21 protein-coding genes are annotated in these 22,186 nt (G+C 63.0%); 11 read left to right on the top strand and 10 right to left on the bottom strand.

Going from position 1 to position 22,186, the window contains the following annotated elements:
- Positions 1 to 10: 10 nt before the first annotated feature.
- Positions 11 to 1,255: a DUF2254 domain-containing protein gene (locus DOM54_RS01025; RefSeq protein WP_110714573.1), complete on the bottom strand. Its 1,245-nt coding sequence runs from the start codon at positions 1,253 to 1,255 to the stop codon at positions 11 to 13.
- A 156-nt stretch (positions 1,256 to 1,411) separates the two neighbouring features.
- Here DOM54_RS01025 and DOM54_RS01030 point away from each other — a divergent pair, with 156 nt between their 5' ends.
- The 3 genes from DOM54_RS01030 (at position 1,412) to DOM54_RS01040 (ending at position 6,217) form a co-directional block, all read left to right on the top strand.
- Positions 1,412 to 2,422: a DNA topoisomerase IB gene (locus DOM54_RS01030; RefSeq protein WP_110714614.1), complete on the top strand. Its 1,011-nt coding sequence runs from the start codon at positions 1,412 to 1,414 to the stop codon at positions 2,420 to 2,422.
- Between the two features lie 156 nt (positions 2,423 to 2,578).
- Positions 2,579 to 3,658, top strand: coding sequence for a lactonase family protein (locus DOM54_RS01035; protein ID WP_162619736.1), 1,080 nt, complete (start codon positions 2,579 to 2,581; stop codon positions 3,656 to 3,658).
- 321 nt (positions 3,659 to 3,979) lie between these two features.
- Positions 3,980 to 6,217, top strand: a complete 2,238-nt coding sequence (locus DOM54_RS01040) for an NADP-dependent isocitrate dehydrogenase (protein ID WP_110714575.1) — start codon at positions 3,980 to 3,982, stop codon at positions 6,215 to 6,217.
- 124 nt (positions 6,218 to 6,341) lie between these two features.
- Here the strand turns inward: DOM54_RS01040 and DOM54_RS01045 are convergent, their stop codons facing one another.
- On the bottom strand, positions 6,342 to 7,814 hold the full coding sequence (locus DOM54_RS01045; protein ID WP_110714576.1) for a carbon starvation CstA family protein: 1,473 nt from the start codon (positions 7,812 to 7,814) through the stop codon (positions 6,342 to 6,344).
- 229 nt (positions 7,815 to 8,043) lie between these two features.
- On the opposite strand from DOM54_RS01045, the gene DOM54_RS01050 reads away from it, so the two are divergent.
- The 4 genes from DOM54_RS01050 (at position 8,044) to DOM54_RS01065 (ending at position 11,111) form a co-directional block, all read left to right on the top strand.
- Positions 8,044 to 8,796, top strand: a complete 753-nt coding sequence (locus DOM54_RS01050; RefSeq protein WP_240613720.1) for a murein L,D-transpeptidase catalytic domain family protein — start codon at positions 8,044 to 8,046, stop codon at positions 8,794 to 8,796.
- A 118-nt stretch (positions 8,797 to 8,914) separates the two neighbouring features.
- The gene (locus DOM54_RS01055) at positions 8,915 to 10,030 is read left to right on the top strand and encodes a L,D-transpeptidase (RefSeq protein ID WP_110714578.1); all 1,116 of its coding nucleotides are present in this window, start codon (positions 8,915 to 8,917) and stop codon (positions 10,028 to 10,030) included.
- 199 nt (positions 10,031 to 10,229) lie between these two features.
- The gene (locus tag DOM54_RS01060) at positions 10,230 to 10,733 is read left to right on the top strand and encodes a universal stress protein (RefSeq protein WP_110714579.1); all 504 of its coding nucleotides are present in this window, start codon (positions 10,230 to 10,232) and stop codon (positions 10,731 to 10,733) included.
- A 108-nt stretch (positions 10,734 to 10,841) separates the two neighbouring features.
- A complete protein-coding gene (locus DOM54_RS01065) occupies positions 10,842 to 11,111 on the top strand; it encodes a DksA/TraR family C4-type zinc finger protein (protein WP_110714580.1) in 270 nt (89 codons plus the stop codon).
- Between the two features lie 14 nt (positions 11,112 to 11,125).
- Here DOM54_RS01065 and DOM54_RS01070 read toward each other — a convergent pair whose 3' ends face one another.
- Positions 11,126 to 12,163, bottom strand: coding sequence for a hypothetical protein (locus DOM54_RS01070; RefSeq protein WP_110714581.1), 1,038 nt, complete (start codon positions 12,161 to 12,163; stop codon positions 11,126 to 11,128).
- A 444-nt stretch (positions 12,164 to 12,607) separates the two neighbouring features.
- Between DOM54_RS01070 and DOM54_RS01075 the strand changes: the two genes are divergently transcribed.
- Positions 12,608 to 13,129 (top strand): hypothetical protein, encoded by a 522-nt coding sequence (locus DOM54_RS01075; RefSeq protein WP_206018971.1) that lies wholly within the window; start codon positions 12,608 to 12,610, stop codon positions 13,127 to 13,129.
- Between the two features lie 679 nt (positions 13,130 to 13,808).
- Positions 13,809 to 14,750, top strand: a complete 942-nt coding sequence (locus tag DOM54_RS01080; protein WP_110714582.1) for a LysR family transcriptional regulator — start codon at positions 13,809 to 13,811, stop codon at positions 14,748 to 14,750.
- Positions 14,751 to 14,800: 50 nt separating this feature from the next.
- Here the strand turns inward: DOM54_RS01080 and nspC are convergent, their stop codons facing one another.
- The 4 genes from nspC to DOM54_RS01100 all read right to left on the bottom strand — a co-directional run bounded on the left by nspC (position 14,801) and on the right by DOM54_RS01100 (position 18,199).
- Positions 14,801 to 15,979 (bottom strand): carboxynorspermidine decarboxylase, encoded by a 1,179-nt coding sequence (gene nspC, locus DOM54_RS01085; protein ID WP_110714583.1) that lies wholly within the window; start codon positions 15,977 to 15,979, stop codon positions 14,801 to 14,803.
- Positions 15,979 to 17,178: a saccharopine dehydrogenase family protein gene (locus tag DOM54_RS01090; protein WP_110714584.1), complete on the bottom strand. Its 1,200-nt coding sequence runs from the start codon at positions 17,176 to 17,178 to the stop codon at positions 15,979 to 15,981. The genes nspC and DOM54_RS01090 overlap by 1 nt, the downstream gene beginning before the upstream one ends.
- Positions 17,179 to 17,452: 274 nt before the next feature.
- On the bottom strand, positions 17,453 to 17,776 hold the full coding sequence (locus DOM54_RS01095; protein ID WP_110714585.1) for a YnfA family protein: 324 nt from the start codon (positions 17,774 to 17,776) through the stop codon (positions 17,453 to 17,455).
- A 171-nt stretch (positions 17,777 to 17,947) separates the two neighbouring features.
- A complete protein-coding gene (locus DOM54_RS01100; RefSeq protein WP_157958188.1) occupies positions 17,948 to 18,199 on the bottom strand; it encodes a CsbD family protein in 252 nt (83 codons plus the stop codon).
- 164 nt (positions 18,200 to 18,363) lie between these two features.
- On the opposite strand from DOM54_RS01100, the gene DOM54_RS01105 reads away from it, so the two are divergent.
- Together DOM54_RS01105 and DOM54_RS01110 are read left to right on the top strand one after the other, a co-directional pair.
- Positions 18,364 to 19,281 carry a DMT family transporter gene (locus DOM54_RS01105; RefSeq protein WP_110714586.1) on the top strand — a complete coding sequence of 306 codons (918 nt, stop codon included), beginning with the start codon at positions 18,364 to 18,366 and terminating at the stop codon, positions 19,279 to 19,281.
- Between the two features lie 70 nt (positions 19,282 to 19,351).
- Positions 19,352 to 19,777 (top strand): copper resistance protein NlpE, encoded by a 426-nt coding sequence (locus DOM54_RS01110; RefSeq protein ID WP_110714587.1) that lies wholly within the window; start codon positions 19,352 to 19,354, stop codon positions 19,775 to 19,777.
- Between the two features lie 56 nt (positions 19,778 to 19,833).
- Here DOM54_RS01110 and DOM54_RS01115 read toward each other — a convergent pair whose 3' ends face one another.
- Genes DOM54_RS01115 through tsaB form a run of 3 tightly spaced genes read right to left on the bottom strand, consistent with a single transcriptional unit; the run spans position 19,834 to position 22,142 of the window.
- Positions 19,834 to 20,607, bottom strand: coding sequence for a class I SAM-dependent methyltransferase (locus tag DOM54_RS01115; RefSeq protein WP_110714616.1), 774 nt, complete (start codon positions 20,605 to 20,607; stop codon positions 19,834 to 19,836).
- Complete coding sequence (locus tag DOM54_RS01120) at positions 20,604 to 21,401, bottom strand: undecaprenyl-diphosphate phosphatase (protein ID WP_110714588.1); 798 nt, start codon at positions 21,399 to 21,401, stop codon at positions 20,604 to 20,606. The genes DOM54_RS01115 and DOM54_RS01120 overlap by 4 nt, the downstream gene beginning before the upstream one ends.
- 51 nt (positions 21,402 to 21,452) lie before the next feature.
- Positions 21,453 to 22,142: a tRNA (adenosine(37)-N6)-threonylcarbamoyltransferase complex dimerization subunit type 1 TsaB gene (gene tsaB, locus DOM54_RS01125; protein ID WP_110714589.1), complete on the bottom strand. Its 690-nt coding sequence runs from the start codon at positions 22,140 to 22,142 to the stop codon at positions 21,453 to 21,455.
- Between the last annotated feature and the right edge of the window lie 44 nt (positions 22,143 to 22,186).

A 22,186-nucleotide genomic window follows, 5' to 3' on the forward strand; every position in this document is an offset into this window, starting at 1 on the left:
GGCCCAAGGGTCAGTCGCTCGCCGCGCGCCTGACCCGCTGACGGTCGTCGTCCAGCGTCAGCCCCTGGTCGAAGCGCTTGAGCAACAGTTCGCGGTGGTCGTTGACGAGACGCTTGAAGCGCTCGTCACCGATCGCCGCCAGCGCGCTCAACGCCTTCTGCAACCGTATCCCGACCTCCACCGTCGAAGCCCCGTCCCGAGCGATCGGTGTGAAGAAATCGTCGAACACATCGGCCGTCGAGAGTGGCTCGACGAAGACATGGGCGGCAGGCTGTTCGGCTTCATCGATACCGTCGGCCGCATGCCTCACCCACGGTGTCAGTACGCGGACGCCGCAGCCGATCACGTCGATGGCGGTGCCCGGGTCGTTGATACCCGGCGAGAGCGCCTTGGAGGCAACTTCGGCCAGTACGATGATGCCGAAGCGCGGATCCTGCTCGAAGCGCCGCGACGGGCCAATGGTGAATGCGGCACGGATTCTCCCGGCCCGCTCATCGCTGGTCTCGCCGCTTGTCGCCAGTACGACACCACTATCGACGAACTTGCCCGGCAGCACCTGCACGTAGATCGCCTCTCGCTCGTTGGTCGCCAACGAATCGAGCAGTGGCATGTCGATGTGCTGAATGTAGCCGACCTTGTCGGCATGAACGGGATTAAGCGCCGGCCGGCTGTGCGCCGGCATTGCCTGACCACCGAGGTAAGGGTTCTCGATGCGAGACTGGAGGGCGTCGCTCGCCGCGCGCTCGACCTTGGCGATGGTGTCTCGCACGCGCCCCAATCGCGTCAGATAACCGGCCCACTTGATCAGTTGATAGACCACCAGCACGATGACCAGGATCGTCGCGGCGAACAGCAGCGTGCGGCCGTCTTCGTCGTAGACGCCGGCAGCCAGGGCGACGATGCCGACCAGGCTGAAGAGAAACGCGCCGATGAACGTGGCCAGGGTATTCTGCGTGATACGGTCCTCGATCAGCAGCAGTGTCGCCCGCGGGCTGACATTGCTGGTCGCCGAGCCATACGCCGTTACCATCGCGCTCAGCGAGAAAGTGGTGACCGCCAACATGCTGGAGGCGATGATATTGAGGATGCTGTCCACCGATCGTGAACCGATGCTGACGACCGAGGGAACATCCAGCCACGGCGATGCCAACCAGGCGACGAGTGCCGTGAGCACCCCGCCCAGCGAGAACAGCGTGGCGCGATACCACAAGGATCGGTGTAGCCGGCGCCACACCCATCGAAAACGTCCTACCATCTCGCCACTCCCGTCCCTGAACCAGAATTCGCTCAGTCTAGGTCAAACCGTCGTGCCTCGAGTGTTTTAGCGGCGCTGGTCTATCCTGATCTCGAATCTGTCACGCCAATGACGGCGGGCAACACCGATGATCGGTTTCGGCAAAAGGAGTTTGCCATGACTGCCAGAGCCTCGAAGCGAGTCACCCGCCACCGTTGCGGCAAGGGCTTTACCTACCGCCTGGATGACGGCAGGACACTCAAGGACAAGGCATGGCGCGACTGGATCGCATCGCTGGCCATTCCACCAGCGTGGCAGGAGGTCGAGGTCGTGCTCGACAAGCGTCACCACATCCACGCCACGGGTCGCGACAGCGCCGGCCGAAAGCAGTACATCTACAACGCCAAGTGGCGACAGAAGCGCGAGATATTGAAATTCGACCGAATCGTCGAGTTCGCCCAGCGCCTGACGCCGATGCGACGCGTGACCGGCCAGCACCTGCTACTCGACGGCATGCCACGGGAAAAGGTCCTCGCCTGCATGGTCAGGTTGATCGATAGCGCCTATTTCCGGCCCGGCAGCGAGCGCTACCGCGAAGAGAACGACTCCTATGGCCTGACAACCATGCGCTCGAAGCATCTGACCATCGACGGTGACGAGCTGATCTTCGATTACCGAGGCAAGAGCGGACAGGAACAGCACCGCGTCGTCGAAGATGAGCGCTTGGCGACGATCGTCAGCGAGCTCGATGACATTCCCGGCTACGAAATTTTCAAATACTTCGATGACGAGGGCCACAAGGTCAAGGTCGATAGCCACGACCTCAACGACTATATCCACGAGGTGATGGGCGAGCGCTTCAGCGCCAAGGATTTTCGGACCTGGGCAGGGACCTCGATCGCGGCACTGGCACTGGAGGAGCTGGGGCCCGGCGACAACGACAAGGCAAGCCAGGGCAACGTGCGCCAGGCCGTCGAACGGGTTGCCAAGACGTTGGGCAATACGCCGAGCATCGCCAAGGCGAGCTATATCGACCCGCGTGTCGTCGAGAGCTACCTCGACGGCCGGACGCTGGAACATTTCCGCAAGCTGGTGGAAACCGAGCTGGCAAGGGACGACGAACTGATCGGCCCCGACGAGCGTGCCATTCTCAAGCTGCTGCAGAGCCGGCTGGACGCCAAGCGCTGAGGGCAGCGGCTCGACCTATCGGCAATCGACGCCACGGGGCGGCCGATGCTAAAACGGAACTTTGTCTTTCTGCCATTCGCCGTCACCGGGCTACCGGTCAACACGCGCCAGGACGACGTGACTTTCGCCCCCCTTTCAACCGTTCAGGAATACCTCATGCCCTCCACCGCCCCCGCGCTCGATACCGTCGTCTACGTCGCCAATGCCGGCGATGGAACCATAGGCAGCTACCGGCTGGACCGGCGCGCCGAACAACTGATCCCGCTCGCCACCACCGAGGCAGCCGACAATGTGATGCCGCTGGCCATCAGTCCCGATCGGCAACATCTCTACGCGGCGGTCCGCAGTGATCCATTGCGGGTCCTGAGCTATCGCATCGAAGCCAGCACCGGGGAGTTGACGCCGCTGGGCAGTGGCGCGCTCTACGGCAGCATGGCCTATATCGCCACCGACCGCGCCGGCCGCTACCTGCTGGCTGCCTCCTACGGCGGCGATCTAGTCAGCGTCAGCCCCATCGATGCCAACGGCGTCGCCGGAGATGCCACCCAGACGCTCGGCACTGGCAGCCGCGCGCATGCCATCCAGACGACGCCCGACAATCACCACGTCCTTGCCACCAACCTGGGCGATGACCAACTGGCCCAGTTCTACTTCGCCGACGGCGCGCTCGCCCCCAACGAACCGGCCGTCGTCGAAACGGCAGCCGGTTCCGGCCCACGCCATTTCGTCTTTTCACCCAACGGACGATTCGTCTACGTACTGGGGGAGTTCGATGCCACGGTAACGACCTTCGCTCTGGACGCCGCCAGCGGCACGCTAAGCCGGGTCGGCGTCTGCCCGGGGTTGCCCGAGGGCCACGGCCTCGCGCCGGGCATGCCGAGGGAGGAGATTCCCGACGGAGACGACACGCCTCGAATCTGGGCCGCCGATCTGCACGTCACGCCTGACGGGCGCTATCTCTACCTATCCGAGCGCACCAGCAGCACCCTGAGCACGCTGCGCGTCAATCCGGATTCCGGCGAGCTCCACTTCGTCGGCAATCGGCCCACCGTGACGCAGCCCAGGGGATTCGGAATCGATCCCGTCGGGCGTTATCTGGTAGCCGCCGGCGAACTGAGCGATCACCTGTCGCTCTATCGCATCGAATCGGCCAGCGGCGAGCTAAACCATGTCAGCGATGTCGCCACCGGCCGCAAGACCAACTGGGTGGAGATCGTGTCGTTCGAACAGCCGTGATCGCCGATCCGCTACCGGGCCACGTGAATGCGCTGGTCACCCACCGCTGGTATACTCGGTCGCGACCGCGGGTTGTCGACAACTTTCACGCATCGTCGCCGCGACCGATTTCAGTCCCGAGTGCCGGGCATCCACGGCGCCAGAATCCGGCGTTCGGGCGGATATATCACGTCCAGCACGCGAGCGGGCGTCGGATGACCGACAAAGGATGGCGCCGAACGCTGACGTTTCGAACCGAAACGGATAGACGCGACGCGCGCTCGAGTTTCCGCACGCACTCGACACTTCGTGTCACTGCCAAAGAGAGGTTAACGAACAGACATGTCCAATACGCCGAAGATCATCTATACCCTGACCGACGAAGCCCCGGCTCTGGCCACCTACTCTCTGCTGCCGATCATCGAGGCCTTCACCGGCACCGCCGGCATCACGGTCGAAACCCGCGACATCTCTCTCGCCGCTCGCGTTCTGGCCCAGTTCCCCGACCTGCTGAGCGACGAGCAGCGCGTCAGCGACGATCTGGCCGAACTCGGACAACTTGCGACCACGCCGGAAGCCAACATCATCAAGCTGCCCAACATCAGCGCTTCGGGGCCGCAGCTCAAGGCAACCATCAAGGAACTGCAAGGCCAGGGCTACCCGCTGCCGGATTATCCGGAAGAGCCCAAGAACGATGACGAAAAAGCGATCAAGGCAGCCTACGACAAGGCCAAGGGCAGCGCGGTCAACCCGGTGCTGCGCGAGGGCAACTCCGATCGCCGCGCGCCCAAGTCGGTCAAGAACTATGCCCGCAAGTACCCGCACCGCATGGGTGAGTGGAGCAGCGAGTCCCAGTCTCACGTCGCCCACATGAGCGAAGGCGACTTCTACGGCAGCGAGCAGTCCGCCGTGATCGCCAACGCCGGCAAGCTGAAGATCGAACTGCAGCAGAAAGACGGTACCCACATCACGCTGAAAGAAGGCCTCGCCGTCAAGGAGAGCGAGGTCGTCGACGCCGCGAGCATGAGCAGCCGTCGCCTGCGCAATTTCATCGACAGCGAGATCAAGGATGCCAAGAAGCGCGGCGTGCTGTTCTCGCTGCACCTGAAGGCGACCATGATGAAGGTCTCAGATCCGATCATGTTCGGCATCGTGGTCGAGGAGTTCTACAAGGAGGCGCTCGAGAAGCATGCCGAGGCGCTGAAACTGGCCGGCTTCAATTCCAGTAGCGGTATCGGTGATCTCTACAGCGCGATCGAGAAACTGCCGAGCGAACAGCGGGACGCGATCAAGGCCGACATCGACGCGCTCTACCAGGAGCGCCCCTCACTGGCGATGGTCAACTCCCACAAGGGCATCACCAACCTGCATGTGCCGTCTGATGTGATCATCGACGCCTCCATGCCGGCGATGATCCGCGATTCCGGCAAGATGTGGGGCACCGACGACGCCCTGCACGATGCCAAGGCAGTGATTCCGGACCGCTGCTACGCGACCATCTACCAGACCGTGATCGAGGACTGCAAGCAGCATGGCGCGTTCGACCCGACCACCATGGGAAGCGTGCCCAATGTCGGCCTGATGGCGCAGAAAGCCGAAGAGTACGGCTCACACGACAAGACCTTCCACATCCCGGCCGATGGCACCGTCGTCGTCACCGACGAGAACGGCCAGACGCTGTTCAGCCATGACGTCGAGGCCGGCGACATCTGGCGCATGTGCCAGACCAAGGATGCGCCGATCAAGGATTGGGTCAAGCTGGCCGTCAATCGCGCTCGTGAAAGCGGGTCGCCGGCGATCTTCTGGCTCGACGCCAACCGCGCCCACGATGCCAAACTGATCGAGAAGGTCGAGACCTATCTCAAGGATCACGATACCGACGGTCTGGATATCCGTATCCTCGCGCCGGTGGAAGCGATGAAGGTGTCGCTGGAGCGCATCCGCAAAGGCGAAGACACCATCTCCGTCACCGGCAACGTGCTGCGCGACTATCTGACCGACCTGTTCCCGATCATGGAACTCGGCACCAGCGCCAAGATGCTCTCCATCGTGCCGCTGATGAACGGCGGCGGCCTGTTCGAGACCGGTGCCGGCGGCTCCGCGCCGAAGCACGTCCAGCAGTTCTTGGAGGAGAACCACCTGCGCTGGGATTCACTGGGTGAGTTCCTGGCCCTCGCGGCCTCCCTCGAGCATCTCGGCAGCACCTTCGACAACGCCCGTGCCAGCATCCTGTCAGCGACGCTGGACAAGGCCAACGGCGAGTTCCTCGATAGCGACAAGTCGCCCAAGCGCAAGGTCGGCGAGCTCGACAACCGCGGCAGTCACTTCTATCTGGCGCTCTACTGGGCCAAAGAGCTGGCCGCCCAGACCGAAGACGGCGAGCTGAAGTCACTGTTCGAGGAGATCGCCAAGACGCTCAGCGACAACGAGAAGACGATCGTCGACGAGCTGAACGCCGTCCAGGGCAAGCCGGTGGACATCAAGGGCTACTTCCACCCGGATGGCAAGCTGGTGAGCGAAGCGATGCGGCCCAGCAAGACGCTGAATGCGGCATTGAGCAAGCTCTACCAGGCTTCCTGATCGGCGACCGGCTCGAGGCCATCGAGCCGGTTTCACCGTTGCCGCAACACGAAAAGAAACGGGCCCGTGCCATTGGCACGGGCCCGTTTGCTTTGCAGGTCTACCGCGAGCGGGACACCGGCGCTCAGCTCGTCGCCAGCGCTTCGCCCCCCTTGCCGTTCAGGTGGGCCGGCACTTCCGGCTCGTCGACGGCAAACAGGCCGCCGCTCAGACGACGTACCCGCTTCATGAACAGCGCGATGCAGATCAGCGTGCCGATCGCCGCCACCACGTAGCTCATCTGCAACGAGAGACCGAAACCGATTGGCGCGTAGGCGAGATAGGTGAAGGTCGCCATGGTCATGAACGTCGCCGGGATCGAGGTGATCAGGTGCGGCTTGCGCGCCAGCACCAGATACATGGTCGCGACCCACAGCGCGATGACGGCCGTGGTCTGGTTGGCCCAGGAGAAGTAGCGCCACAGCAGCGTGAAGTCCATATGGGTCAACGCGTAGGAGACCACGAACAGCGGTGCGGCAATCAGCAGGCGTTTGACGATGGGGCGCTGGTCGACCTTCAGGTAGTCGGCGATGATCATGCGCGCGCTGCGGAAAGCCGTGTCACCCGAGGTGATCGGCAGCACGATCACGCCGAGAATGGCCAGCGTGCCACCGATGGCGCCCAGCATGGTGGTGGAAACTTCACTGACCACGGCGGCCGGGCCGCCGGCTGCCAGGACGTCGGACAGCGTGTGGTCGCCGTGGAACAGGCTCATCGCCGCCGCTGCCCAGATCATCGCGATGACACCCTCGGTGATCATCATGCCGTAGAAGATCTTGCGACCATTGCCCTCGTTCTCCGTGGTGCGGGAGATGATCGGCGTCTGGGTCGCATGAAAGCCGGACAGCGCACCACAGGATATGGTCAGGAACAGCAGCGGGAAGATCGGTGCCCCCTGGGGGTGCATGTTCTGGAACGAGAGCTCGGGAATCGGCGCGCCGGTAAAGACCATGCCCAGGCCGATACCCAGCGCACTGAACAGCAGCAGCGCGCCGAAATAAGGGTAGATGCGACCGATCACCTTATCGATCGGCAGCAGCGTCGCCAGCAGGTAATAGGCGAAGATCACCAGCGTGATCAGCGTGATCGACAACGGCGTCATGTTGGCGAGCAGCGCCGCCGGCGAGGTCACGAAGACGGTGCCCACCAACAGCAGCAACAGAATGGCGAAGCCGTTGACGACGTGCTTCATCACCCTGCCCAGGAACTTGCCCGCCAGCTGCGGCAGGTGGGCGCCATGATTGCGGATCGAGATCATGCCGGTGAGATAGTCGTGCACCGCGCCCGCGAAGATACAGCCGATAACGATCCACACGAACGCCACCGGACCGTATAGCGCGCCGAGAATCGGCCCGAAGATGGGCCCTACCCCCGCGATATTGAGCAGTTGAATCAGCGAATTCCGAGTGGTGTTCATCGGCACGTAGTCGATGTTGTCACGCATGGTGAATGCCGGCGTGCGTCGCTTGCGATCGGTGACGAACACCCGCTCCACGAATTTCCCATACGTGAAGTAGCCCACTATCAATAGCAGGATCGATCCAATGAATGTAATCATCTAGGGTCCCTGGTGCTGGAAAGACGCCTTGTGGGCATCCGGCAGATACGACACGGACCCACTGGGTCCACGATCTGGTAGCGCGCCAATTTACGAATAAGGCTCGCACATTACATCTAGACTTTAGTGGGAGCAGCGACACTTGACGGCGCTTGTCTCGGTGGGACTTCTCAAGCATGCTGGCGCCTTTCCAGCCACCTCGCCCACACCGTCAATGTTCAAGACTCTCGTGGCTCTCCTCCTGATCGCCTCGCCGGGCCTGCTGGCATCGATCTCTCCCGCGATGGCGGCAACGCCGCCGGCCGCTCCCGACCTGTTGGCACGCGCCGACGTGAGATACCAGCCGACGGCGGTCTCACTCGATCGACTGGCCCCGGACGCCGACCCCGACGTCGTCGCCCTCGGCCTGGGGATCATGCAATGCGCGCAGCAGCACGGCGTGGGAGAGAACGCCCGGCGCCTGGCAATCATCGACTACAGCCGCTCTTCACTGACGCCGCGTCTATGGGTCTTCGACCTGGCCCGCAACACGCTCCTCTACCGCGAGGTGGTGGCGCATGGCCAGGGCTCGGGCGGGGACATCCCGGACCACTTCTCCAATCGGGAAGGCTCTCACGCCTCCAGCCTGGGTCTGTTTCTGACCGGCCAGACCTACGCGGGCAAGAACGGCTACTCCCTGCGCATGGAGGGCCTGGAGCCCGGCTTCAACGACGCGGCGATGAGCCGCGCGATCGTCATCCACGGCGCTGACTATGTGAACCCGGAGGCCGGGGAGGCACAGGGCCGGCTGGGTCGCAGTTGGGGTTGCCCCGCGCTGCGCCCCAGCGTCGCCGATGGCGTGATCGACGTACTGAAGGATGGCCAGTTCGTGTTCTCCTACTTCCCCGAGCGCGAATGGCTGATGCGTTCCGCACTGGCCCGATGCGCGCAGGCCCGGGTCGAGCGGAGCGGTCACGGGCATCGCTGGTTCGGCTTTCACTGAACGATCTCCGCCGGGCGTCGGGTTCCGGGCCTTGCCAGGTTCCCCCGCAGAGGCGACATTGATAGGGTGCCGGGCGTCGATGACGAGAGAGAACCGGTAGTCGTCAGGGAGCTCCCCAATGCTGCGGCTGGGATTCACGTTACTGTTGGGCCTTGCCCTGCTGGTCTCGCCGGCCGGTTTTGCCGTGCCTTTCTGGGGCGACGAACAGTCGAGCCCCGTCGACTCTCCGCTCGACCGACTGCCTCCCGGCGCCTGGATCTGGGGCGGCGATGACAAGCGGGCCGGCCCAATGGCCGTCGTCGTCAGCCTGGCCGAGCAGCGGGCCTACGTCTATCGCAACGGCATCCTGATCGGCGTGAGCACGATCAGCAGCGGTCGCCCCGGCTACGAGACACCCACGGGTGTCTTCACCGTACTGCAGAAGGACAAGGATCACCGCTCCAATCTCTACGGCAATGCCCCGATGCCCTACCAGCAGCGATTGACCTGGGACGGAGTGGCGCTGCATGCCGGCGGCTTGCCGGGCTACCCGGAGTCCCATGGTTGCGTCCACCTGCCCACCGAATTCGCGCGCCTGCTGTTCGACGCCTCGAACCTGGGGATGACCGTGGTCGTGACCCAGGAAGGCCAGGCGCCGGTGTCCCTCGTCCACCCAGGCCCATTGAGCCCCATCGACGCGCATACCGGCGCCGATGTCGGCATGCCCCAACTGGCCAGTGGCAGTAGCTGGCGCTGGGCCATGGATCCGCCCGCCGAGGGGCCGATTTCGATGGTAATGAGTCGCAGCGACCGCATGATCGTGGTCTATCGCAATGGCGTCGAGATCGGCCGTTCCCGTGTCGAGCTAGCGCGTTCGGGTACCGTGACGGGGACTCGCGCCTATATCGTCGAAGGGCATTTCCATCCTCCGACCTCGCAACAGAGCGCTCACGCGAATGCCGGGAGGAACACCCGGCCACTGCCGATGCCCACCTGGATTGCGATCGGCGTGCCGGGTTACGAGAGTGCGGCCGGCCAGCGGGTACCGGCCGACCTCGTCAATCAGGTTGTCGTGCCGGACGGTTTCAAGCAGAAGGTGTTGCCCCTGCTCGCCCCCGGCACCGTGCTGGTCGCTACCGACGCGCACCTGGCTCCAGAGACCAGCGGCGGACGCCTGCGCGTGATCGATAGCGTCGGCCCCCGCGGATGGCTGGATGATGTCGCGACCGAACCCGATGTCGGCGCCGACCACTAAAGTCGCCACCGCCGGCCACGGAGCGCGGATACGACGAGGCGTGCGACATTCAGCCACTATGACCCGCCCCGGAACTGGCCTATGTTGATGGTCGACGAGTGATTCGACGAGTCGTGACACGTCGACGGCCGCAGACGACCGGAGACGGTGCGGCCCGTTGAGCGCTCCCGCTGGTTCCCTTCACCTATGGGAGGTTGCCATGTTCAAGTCTCTGCTGGTCCCCATCGATGGTTCCGAAGACTCCCACATCGCGCTCAATGTCGCCTGCCAACTGGCGGCACCGGTTCAGGGCAAGCTGTATCTCCTGAATGTCCGCGATCCCTATCCGCAGCTGCACCGCGGCGAGTTGCTGAGCGTCGAAGCGGCGATCAAGGCGGCTTCGGTTGACACCGCGCTCCGCGAAGGCCACGCCATCCTGGACGCGGCGCTGGATACGCTTCCCTCTTTCCCCGGCTACAATGGCGAATTCGACACCCTGGTCAAGCAGGGTTCGCCGGCCCGCACGATCGTTGCCGAAGCCGAGCGCCTGGACGTGGATGCGATCGTGATGGGCAGCCGTGGCGTCGGCCAGTTCAAGGGCCTGATGATCGGTAGCGTCTCCCACAAGGTGACCCACGTTGCCAAATGCCGGGTGATCTGCGTGCATGAGACCCCGCACCGACACGCGACGCAGGCACCCCACGAATTCGTCGATTTCGACTGACCTTCGGCCGGGGCCGGCAATTCTCGCGCAGGACTTGCGAGAAACCCCAGTCACCCCCATGCTGACAAAGGTGGGATCACGGCGGAGAGGTCCCGGAGGAGAGAGCCAATGGCCAGCGGCTGGGCAAAAGATGGTGCGGTTCAGGAGCAGATCGACAGCACCGTGGAAGACGGTATCCAGGAGGCGCGACTGCGGCTGCAGAGAGCCGGCCCGAGCCTGGCGATTTGCGAAGCGTGCGAGGCGCCGATTCCGGAAGCGCGACGTCAGGCCGTACCCGGCGTTCGGCTGTGTATCGCCTGCCAGGCAGAGGCGGATCGCCACCAGACGCACCGCGCCGGCTATAATCGCCGTGGCAGCAAGGACAGCCAACTGCGCTGAGCGTTGTCGAGTCGTCAGGCCGGCGACCTCGCCCCCTCCGGCATCGACTGCAGCAGTTCGAGCAGGTCTCGGATCACGTGCCTCTGCAGTTGCTCGGCACGGTCGCGGGATTGACGCAACCGCGCGCCCGGATCCGGTTCCCCTGCATCGCGATCACCGAAGACGGCCTCGAACGGCACGTGCGGGAAGAACTGCTGCTGAAGGCGGGCATTCTCCTCACGATGATGTGCCATGATGCGTCGAGCCATCTCCGGGTCCATGAAATCCCTCTCACGCTGGAACAGCGCATTGCCGGCGCCCAGCGTCCTGATCAGCCGTTGCTTCAGCCTGTCGTCGTGGATGTCGCGGAAGAACCCTTGGTAGCCAGCGAGAATTTCGCAGAAAAAGGGATTCAGACTGAGATTGCTTCGGTCCTGGTTGAAAGAGAGCGATGATGGGTCCTCCACCAAATGAGCGAAGAAGTCCATCAGCAGCTCTCCTCCTTGGAGTGCCTCCGCCTGCAGTGGCCTCACCGTCACGTTAGCCGCCCCATAGAGCCTGCCGAAAGCCTGCCCGACCGCCAGATAGTGGGGGTTGGCCCGGCGCAACGCTTCCTGGCTGTATTCCGCGAATGACTTGCCCTCCTTGAACCCCCACTGCTGCCAGGCGGAGAGCAGATAGTCGTCCTGCCGGCGAATGTAATAGATCACCTGGACGTGGTCGAAGTAGTCGGCGAGCACCCGATGAATGCCCTCTCCGATCGGCCCCATCAGATGGTTGATGAGATTCTCCGCGGAAATCACGAAGGTCGCGTCTCGCCACAGTGGCGACTCCTGCCAGGACGCCAGGCGCGAGCGCAGAGACGTCGTGTCTCCACCATTCTCCATGACCTGTCGAAAGAACTCGCGTGGGGTTTCGCCATGGGGATCGAACCCGGCATCGCCGGGCAAGCGCAGGTGCGGATCGGGCACGACGACATGATGGTCGGCCAGCCCCGGGCGATTGCGGATGATCGCCCGCTGAATGCTGGTCGAACCGCACTTCGCATGACCGGGGTGAAGTAGCAATCTCATGGCGTCCCCTCACATGTAGCAAGCCGTAACGGCCCAGATTTAGGCCATTACAAACGTCAGGGCAACCTGCCTCGTGGTCCTGTGCGATAAAATCCTAAAATGGACTGAGTCGATTCATCGCTTCGGTTGGGCCTTCTTTCAGCAGCCGGAATGGCTATTCCCACCTTCTTCGCTTTTCGACCCGCCCCCATTCAAGATACTGCCGAGAACTGGCAGGGCTCTCGGAAATTGCGAACCACGACCTGTTTCCGTTTTTCACTTATCAAAAGCGCCTACCGCTGACGTCCGCCCAGGGCAAAGGATACATGGCAATTATCCTACAAAAATCGTCTAAAAATAGGGAGTTAAAAACTGGGCAGACCGGTTTACATTGATATTACAAAACAACACAATCCCTCGCGCTTCAATTCGCAATGACTAAAAACGCAAATAGTAGGGATCCCATTGAACATCCGGACATCAGCAGCAACCATCGTGACACTGGCCATGTTGGGACTGACGGGCTGTGCATCCATCGTCGGCGACAGCAACCAGACGTTGTCCATTGCCAGCACACCCTCACAAGCCGATATCTCGATCATCGACGAGAAGGGAAAGAACGTCTTCGAAGGCAAGACACCGACGACGGTCACACTGGACAAGAGCGATGGCTCTTACTGGGGTGGAAAGGATTACACGCTTTCTATCGAGAAAGCCGGCTATGCTCCGAAATCCTTCAGTCTGCATAGCTCCCCGAATGGCTGGTACATCGCAGGCAACCTGGTCTTCGGCGGATTGATCGGCTGGTTCATCGTCGACCCCTTCTCTGGCGCCATGTACACACTAAGCCCGGACCAGATCGACGCAACGCTGGGAGAGAGTGTATCCGAACTTAATGACGGCAGCGGCTCGCAACTGAATGTCGTTCTGCTGGAAGACGTCCCGACAGACTTGCGCAGCCAGATGCAGTACCTTGGTCAGATCTGACAGCGACTGAGCAGGGCCGGCTCCACCGGCCCTCTCCATATCCCGGTTGCCCGACAGCGTGCTGACAGATATCGCCACTCGCTGCGGGTTCCTATTCTCCAGCTATCGTTCTAGGTGCTGTCTGAAAAGTCGACGAGCGAAGGCCAGGCAAGTCGAAAATCGGCGAAAGCGGACCGGGCTGGCACTCCAGCCGATTCTTAACGCCGCATGGGCGAGCACAGTACTTTTCAGACAATGCCTAGTGATGCCAGTCACGGGACGAGTTCAATCACTTGGTGCCTGACCCAGCTGCGCACCGTAGAAAGCGTTCGATAGTGTCGTGCCAATAAAGTCCTTCTGTCATCAAGCCCTGCTGGAAACCACGCGTATCGCCGGCGCCAGACCCCGCCGAGCCGGTCACCAACTCGGATGGAAACATGACGCCGTTGATCGCCGGCACGATATGAATTCCTGGTGCCTGACGCTCACGCAACCGGACGAATCGCCTGTTCTCGCAACAGGCATCCAGACTCCCCTTCCTTTTGCTCCAGCTGGTAGGATCACTGGCGTATAGTTTGCCGTAGAGCCGAGCGGCTGCGCCTATCCAACGAACGCGAGTCGCCTTGACAATGGGTGGGGCTTGGCGGCGAAGTACGAGATCATCGCCCAGATACGCGTCACACCGAAGGAACCAACCCCAATGCATTTCGATCTGGCGGATCTGCGTATCTTCGTCCACGTGGCGGAAGCCAGGAGCCTGACGGCCGGCGCACAGCGCGCGCATCTGTCGACGGCGGCGGTCAGTGGCCGCGTCAAGTCGCTGGAGGCGCAACTGGAAAGCCGTCTGTTCTACCGGAGCAGCCAGGGTGTCGAACTGACACCGGCTGGGGAGCGGCTGCTGCAGCACGCCCACCTCATCCTGCGCCAGGTCGAGCGTGTGAAGAGCGAGTTCTCCGGCTACGCCAGCGACGCTGCCGGACATCTGCGGATCTTCGCCAACACGACCGCCGTGATCGAATTCATGCCCGAAGTGCTGGCCGATTTTCTCGCCGCGCGTCCCGGTATCACCGTGGATCTTCAGGAGCGGATGACCAGCGATATCGTCCGCGGCGTGCTCGACGGCACCGCTGACATGGGCATCCTTGGCATCATGGTGGGCGTCGAGGTGCCCTCACGGCTGAAGACACTGCCTTTCAGCCAGGACAGGTTGGTGCTGGCGACGCCGCTCGACCACCCCCTGGCCGAGCGCGAGGAGGTCACCTACGAGGATGCGCTGGATTATCCGCATGTCACGCTGCACGAGGGCAGCACCCTGTTTCATTATCTGGAGATGAAGGCGCTGGAGCTGGGCAAGCCACTGCCGGTCAGAATTCAGGTATTCGGTTTCGAGTCGGCGTGCCGCATGATCGAGGCTGGCGTCGGTGTGGGTATCATTCCGGAGTCCTGCGCGCTTCGTTATCGAGGCCACATGCGCTTGAGCGTACGTCACCTGAGCGACGCCTGGGCATATCGCGAACGCAGCATCCTGATTCGCGACGACCATGCCCTGCCCGGGTTTGGACAGGAGCTGCTGGATATCATCACCCAATACCAGTCAGCGCCACCTCTCTCTCCGGCGCAGCGCACACCCAGCCGACCATGAAAAATGCCCCGCGGTGCGGGGCATTGTCATCAGGGCCGATGTCTGGCCCATCAACTCAAGCGCTGCATGTAGTCCACGTAGCCGAAGGTCTTGACGGTGCGCACCTCGCGGCTTGTCTCGTCGATCCGGCAGATCGCCGGCAGACGAATGCCGTTGAAGGTGGTGGTCTTGACCATGGTGTAGTGTGCCATGTCGGTGAACACCAGCCGGTCGCCGATCTCGAGCGGCCGGTCGAAGGCGTAATCACCGATCACGTCGCCGGCCAGGCAGGTCGTTCCGCCGAGGCGGTAGGTATGGGTCTTCTCGCCGGGCTTGGCGCCGCCGATGATCTCGGGCCGATACGGCATCTCCAGCACGTCCGGCATGTGCGCTGTCGCCGAGGTGTCCAGGATCGCGATGGGGCCATCGTTGTCGACGATATCCAGCACGCTGCAGACCAGATAGCCGGTGTTCAACGCGATCGCTTCGCCCGGCTCGAGATAGACCTCGAGATGGGGATAGCGCGCCTTGAAGTCACGGATCACCCGAACCAGGCGTTCGATATCGTAATCGGCGCGAGTGATGTGGTGTCCGCCGCCGAAGTTGACCCAGCGCATGCCGGCCAGGTACTGCCCGAACCTGGTCTCGAACGCCGCCAGCGTGGCTTCCAGCGCATCGCTATTCTGCTCGCACAGCGCATGGAAATGCAGGCCTTCCAGCCCCTCGACGTCTCCCGGCGACAGATCGATCGCCCGTGTGCCAAGACGCGAACCCGGCGCGCAGGGATCGTAGAGCGCCACCTCACCGGTGGAGTGCTCGGGATTGACCCGCAGCCCGCAGGACACGCGGCGCGGCGCGGCTCGAACCGTCTCGCGGAAATGCCGCCACTGGCTCGGCGAATTGAAGCTCAGGTGATCGGCGTAGCGCAGGACCACATCCATCTCCGGCGCCGTGAACGCTGGCGAATAGACATGGACTTCGCCGCCGAACGTCTCGGCGCCCAGGCGCGCCTCGTCCTGCCCGCTGGCGGTCGTGCCCACCAGGTACTGACTCACCAGCGGAAAGGTGTTCCACATGGCGAAGCCTTTCAGCGCCAGCAGAATCTTGGCACCGCTCTCGGCCTGCACCCGCCCCAGCAGCTCCAGGTTTCGCCGCAAAAGCGCGTCATCCACCACGTACGCCGGCGACGGGCAGGCACCGACATCGAACGGAGCGGCGTCGAGCGAGTGAGCGGTGTCGTGCGTCGCCATCAGGCCAGAGGGTCCTGGTCAGGATCGAGCTCGACCATCTGCCACGGCAACCCCATCTCGCCGATGCGCGCCATGAACGGGTCGGGATCGAGCTGTTCGACGTTGAACACGCCCTCGCCCTTCCAGATGCCTTCCAGCATCAGCATCGCACCGGTCACCGCCGGCACGCCGGTGGTGTAGGAGATCGCCTGGGACTGGACTTCGGCGTAGCACTTCTCGTGGTCGCAGATGTTGTAGATGTACACCTTGCGACGCTTGCCATCCTTGATGCCGTCGAGAATGACGCCGATGTTGGTCTTGCCCTTGGTGCGCGGGCCGAGCGATGCCGGATCCGGCAGTACCTGCTTCAGGAACTGCAGCGGGGAAATCTCGACTCCCTCGACCTGGATCGGCTCGATGCGGGTCATGCCGACGTTCTCGAGCACCTTGAGGTGCGTGATGTACTTCTCCGAGAAGGTCATCCAGAAGCGAATGCGCTCCAGGCCCTTGATGTTCTGGGACAACGATTCCAGCTCTTCGTGATAGAGCAGATACATGTCCTTCTCGCCGATGCCGTCGAAATCGAACTTGCGCTTCTCGGCCAACGGCGGCGTCTCGACCCACTCGCCCTTCTCCCAGTAACGACCGTTCGCGGTGATCTCGCGAATGTTGATTTCCGGATTGAAGTTGGTCGCGAACGGATAGCCGTGGTCGCCGCCATTGGCATCCAGGATATCGATACGGTGGATCTCGTCGAACAGGTTCTTCTGGCCGTAGGCACAGTAGATATTGGTCATGCCCGGATCGAAGCCACAACCCAGCGTGGCCATCGCACCCGCCTTGGCATAGCGATCCTGAAACGCCCACTGCTCCTTGTATTCGAACTTGGCCTCGTCCGGATGCTCGTAGTTGGCGGTATCCAGATAGGGCACGCCGGTCTGAAGGCAGGCTTCCATGATGGTGAGATCCTGATAAGGCAGCGCCACGTGAATCAGGATATCCGGCTTGAACGACTCGATCAGCCCGACCAGCGCTTCGACGCTGTCGGCGTCGATCTGGGCGGTCTGGATCGAACGCGGCAGTTGCTCGGCGATGGCCTTGCACTTGGCTTCGTTGCGGCTGGCGAGGCAGATCTCGCTGAATACTTCGGGATGCTGTGCGCACTTGTGGGTCACGACGCCACCGACGCCACCGGCACCAACAATCAGGACTTTGCTCATGAATTCGCTTCCAGATCGGGAAAAGTCAACAGTGATAAGGTCTTATCGGTAGTGGGCAACTAACGTCTCAAAGATTCAGCGCACCCCGACCCGATGCCACCCCGGTCTTGGTCTCTCGTCCGCCCCTGGGAACCGGCGAGAGGTCGCAGATGATGACCTCGTCAGAGACTGGCCTCAAGACTTTTTCGCGTCAAATCCCGGCCGATTTTAGGAGGGATTCGTTACCATCGGACGAAACAGCGCGCTCCGCTATCCCGCCCTCGCGTGGCCCCCCTCAACCGCGAGGCCCGAAGAGTATGACGCTGGCGCCGACCAGACAGATCGCCGCCCCCGTCACATCCCAGCGATCCGGCAGGCGGTGCTCGACGAGCCATAACCACAACACCGAGGTGACGATGTAGACACCGCCATGGGCGGCGTAGGCACGTCCGGCGTAGTCACTCTCCACCAGCGCCAGCAGCCATGCGAACAGTCCCAGGCTGGTGACCCCCGGGGCCAACCACAACGCGGAACTGCCCGATCGCCACCACGCCCAGAACGCGAAACAACCCGCGATTTCCGCCAACGCCGCAGCCAGATAGATAAGAGGAGTCGACAAAACGATAGCCCATGAATGAATACCGGTCAGACTGTCGCTTCTCGCGGGACGTCCTGCAAGCCAGGCGGGCTTGATGATCGTGACCGATACCAGCGGTGGTTACCGGCAGACACGACGACCCCGGCCTGTTGCCGGGGTCGAGATACGTTCTTCGGCTCGTTCAGGAACTCATCAACGCCGGCCGAGAAGAATCCCCAGGAACACGCCGACACCACCGGCGATCGCCAAGGCGCTGATCGGGTTCTTCACCGTCGCTTCACGCACGTCGTCGAGCTTCTCGCCGTAGTTGGCCTGCAATTTGCCGGCGGCCTGCCGGGCCTTGCCCTCACGGCGGAGATTGTCATCTTCGGTCAGGCCCCCGATCGTCTCCTGAGCATGCCCCTTGAGTTCCTCGGTGCGTCCTTTCACTTGATCTTCGTACATCTCGATCTCCTTGATTGCCGTTGCCGCAGCGGAGTCATTCCGCTGACACCTGAGCATAGTTGGCTTCGAGGATCTCGACAAAAACCGTGAGTTCCGAAAATCGCCGGACTTCGACGCAGGAGCGGTTTACGCTACGCTCCGATCACTCTCGGAGCCTGTTCAGCATGCCGCTACTCTCGCTGGGTCGTCTGCTTCTGCTATCGGCGCTATGGGGCGCCAGTTTTCTGTTCATGCGCATCGCCACCCCGGCCCTGGGAGCCTTCCCCACGGCGTTCTTCCGCGTGCTGCTCGGTGCAGCGGGACTGGTGGTGATCCTGGCGCTACTGCGCGTGCGTTGGCGCTTCGAGGGCAAGCTCGGAGCAGTGCTGGCGATCGGCATGATCAACTCCGGTATCCCGTTCGGCATGTTCTGCATCGCCGCGCAGTATCTGCCCGCCGGCTATTCCGCGATGCTCAACGCCTCGACGCCGCTGATGGGGGTGGTCATCGGCGCCACCTTGTTCCACGAGCCGTTGACGAGAGATCGGCTGGTCGGCGTCGCGGCGGGCATGCTGGGTGTCGGCGTTCTGGTGGGCGCGGGGCCTGTCCGGATCGACGGTGGCCTGCTCATTGGCGCCGCCGCCTGTCTGATTGCCGCGGTCTGCTACGGGCTGGGCGGGTTCATCGTCAAGCGCTGGGTGGCCGATCGCGGCGGCCTGGACTCGCGCCTTATCGCCATGGGCTCGCAGGTCGGCGCGACGCTACTGCTGGCGCCCTTCATGCTCGGCCAACTGACGCTGACGCCCCGCGCCACTGCCTGGGACGACAGCGGCGTCTGGTGGGCGATGCTGGCGCTGGGACTCGCCTGCACCTCATTGGCTTACCTTCTCTATTTCCGGCTCGTCGAAGATCTCGGACCGGTCAAGCCGCTCACGGTCACCATGCTGGTGCCCGCGTTCGGCGTGCTCTGGGGCGCGCTCTTTCTGGGCGAGCAGGTGACCTGGGCCCATGCGATCGGCGGCTCGCTGATCGGCGTTGCGCTCTGGATGATCCTGTTCAGACGTCGGCGCGGTGCAACGTTGCCCCGCCAGACCGGCGATTGAGCCCGACACTCTCGCCACCGGATTTTCACACTATACTGAGAATCGCATTTTGCTAAAAAAGGAATAAGCAATGCGTAAGCCAGAATTGGTGGGTGCAGGATTGCTGGGATTGGCGCTGGCCCTGGCGGGGTGCGCCAGCGCGCCGCCCTCGCCGTACGAGAAGGCAGCCGGTGAGTATGAAGGCGTACTACCTTGCGCGGACTGCTCTGGCATCCAGGTCGATCTGGAGATGATGAACATGGATGACACCGGCGGGGCCTACGTACTGAACAGCCTCTATCAGGGACGCAGTGACGAGCCCATGAAGACCCAGGGCAATTTCCTGGTCCTGAAGGACGCCGGACCGCAACAGATGCCGACGATCTATGAGCTCAAGGGCGCCGGCGGCAACACGATCTATTACCTGCGGCCGCTCGACAACGGCGATCTGGAAGTCCTCGATACGCACATGCAGTCGATCCAGTCCGGTGCCGACATGACACTGAAACGCCAGTAACGGTGCACGGTCGATATTGGCGCGCCGGGCCAGGCCCGGCGCGCCCCTGACTCGACTCAGCGCTTCAGTGAACGGTGCACGTAAAGGTCGTAGCGGCTCGTCTTTCCCTCCAGCACATGCTTCGGCGCGGGACCATCGATCGGCGGAGCCTTCCGCGGACGCTTGACCACTACCCGATGCGTGGCGACATCCAGCGCCGCCTCCAGCAGGCGCGGGGCGTCGTCATCCCCACCTGCCAGGTCCCGGAACAGTCGCATCTCCTTTTTGACCAACGCCGACTTCTCCCGGTGCGGGAACATCGGATCGAGATGCAGCACCTGGGGCTCATGCGGCCAGTCGTCGACCGCAGCCGCCAGGCCGGTCGCGCTATCGGCGTGGCGCAACGACAGCCGCCCGGCAATCTCCCCCACCTCATCGTCCGCCATCGCTTGCGACAGCGCGGCCTCCAGCAGCGCATGGATCGCCGCCACCCGCTCGATCATCAATACGTCGGCTCCCAGCGACGCCAGCACGAAGGCATCCCGGCCCAGGCCGGCCGTGGCATCGACGACCCGTGGCGTCACGCCCTGGCCGAATCCGCAGGCGCGTGCCACCAGCTGTCCACGCCCGCCGCCGTAGCGTCGGCGATGCGCCACCGCGCCGGAGACGAAGTCGGCCCGGACCGGGAGGCCGTAGCGCTTGGCGTCACCGGCGATCTCGAGCCCGTGCCCGGCGCGCTGCAGAACCAGCCCGTCCGCAGGCGCCGACGCGGCCCAGGGCAGGCCGTAGCGCGTGGCCAGATCGACCAGCGACTCTCCTGCCACGATCAGCGGCGGGACCGCCTCGCTCACGTCGCCCACACGAACAGGGCGATACCCAGCAGTAGTCGGTAGATCACGAAAGGCATCATGCCGATCTTGTCCAGCGCGACCAGGAACAGCCTGATGCAGAGCCAGGCCGCCACGAACGAGAATGCCACACCCAGAAAGATCTCGTGCCACTGCGTCGTGGTGCCCGCCTGGACCAGCTCCACGCCTTTCAACGAACCCGCCGCCAGAATCAGCGGAATCGACAACAGGAACGAGAAACGCGCCGCCGCCTGGCGGGTAAAGCCGAGCATCAGGGCCGCCGTCATGGTGATTCCCGAGCGAGAGGTGCCGGGAATCAAGGCAATGGCCTGGGCAAGACCGATCAACAGTGCCGTCTTGAGTGACATCGTTTCGATCGGGCGTATCCGGGAGCCCCGCTTGTCGGCGATACCCAGCAACACGCCGAAGACGATCGTCGTCGTCGCGATCACCAGCACGGAGCGTCCCGCGCTCTCGACCCAATCCTCGATCAACAGCCCGAAGATGACCGCCGGAATGGTACCGACGATGATCGCCCAACCGAGGCGGCTCTCCGGCGTCTGCCCCCGCCCGCCTAACTGAGTGAACCAAGCGTGAATAATACGCCAGACTTCATGTCGAAACGCGAACAGCACGGCGCCCAGAGAGCCGATATGGACTGCCACGTCGAAGGCCAGCCCCTGATCGGACCAGCCGAAGAGCTGGGAGGGTAAAATCAGATGTGCAGAGGAGGAGATGGGCAGGAATTCCGTCAAGCCCTGGATGATGGCGAGTGCGGCCAGTTGCAAAACATCCATTTTCTTTCGATATCCTTGTTGGAGGAGGTCGCCATCGTGGACCTCGATCTTTCACGCCTTACGCCATGCCACCTCATTACGCAGATAGACGGGGATTACCTCGTGAGGCGCGCTGCCGCGCGCGCCACGCTCCCATGATGTGGCGGCCAGACGCACGAGATCCTCCGCCGCCGGTAGTTCGTCGGGGAGGGTTTGCGGCAATGCAACCTGTACATCGACAGGTATATTAGACAAAAGTTGCCAACCGCTGCCTATCCCCAGCCACTCGATATCGCGATCCGCACCGGGCAGACGCAGTCTCGAAGGGGGTGTGACGCGTGGCTCGAGCGCCACGGTCAAGGCGCCGTCGTGGCAGTGATAGGCAGCGACATAGATCTCATCCATGCGGGCATCGAGGGCGGCGATGACGTGCCGCGCGTGCCATTTGCGGTGAGCCGCGAGCGCCAGAGCTTCCAGCGTCGAAACCCCGACCAGCGGCAGGTCGGCGCCGTAGGCGAGCCCCTGGGCAATGCCGGCGGCGATCCGCAGGCCGGTAAACGAACCCGGGCCATGACCATAGACGACCGCATCGAGCTGGGCCAGGGTCACGCCGGCTTCCGCCAGCACCTCGTCGATCATCGGCAGCAGCAGCCGGGTGTGTTCACGGGGGGCAATCTCGAAACGCTGAACGATCTGGTGATTCCATATCAGCGCGCAGGAGCAGGCAGTAGAGGAGGCGTCCAGCGCCAGCAACGTCGGCATCGGTTTCCCGGGGAATGGCAGCATCAAGGAGGTGGCGAGTATAG

The sequence above is a fragment of the Salinicola acroporae genome (assembly GCF_003206615.1).
GTDB classification, from domain to species: Bacteria; Pseudomonadota; Gammaproteobacteria; order Pseudomonadales; family Halomonadaceae; genus Salinicola; species Salinicola acroporae.